This window comes from Cedecea sp. AS113, assembly GCF_037152415.1.
Lineage (GTDB): Bacteria > Pseudomonadota > Gammaproteobacteria > Enterobacterales > Enterobacteriaceae > Cedecea.
Genome location: NZ_JBBCMI010000071.1, coordinates 1 through 261 on the forward strand (window position 1 = coordinate 1; position 261 = coordinate 261).

Annotated in this window: 1 protein-coding gene; it reads left to right on the top strand. The window is 47.1% G+C overall.

Features of this window, described 5'->3' with window-relative positions; translation table 11 throughout:
* On the top strand, positions 1-261 hold a 261-nt coding region (locus tag WFN87_RS24250), incomplete at both ends, for an EAL domain-containing protein (RefSeq protein ID WP_336983984.1).

Here is a 261-nt window from a genome sequence, read left to right on the forward strand (position 1 = left end):
CGTGTTCATTCCTGCGGCAGAGTCAGAAAAAATGATGGGGCCCTTAACGCGCCACCTGATGAGGCTTATTGCTAATGATGTTAAAGAGTGGATCCCCACGGGAGAGTTTCATCTGAGCATAAATATTGCATCGGAGCACCTCGCCAGAGGAGAGTTTATAGGGGATATGAGGGCGTTTCGTGACAGTATTCCTTCTTCGTTATCCCTTGTGGCGGAGATTACCGAACGCACACTCATTGAAAATACAGAGAAAACTGTTAC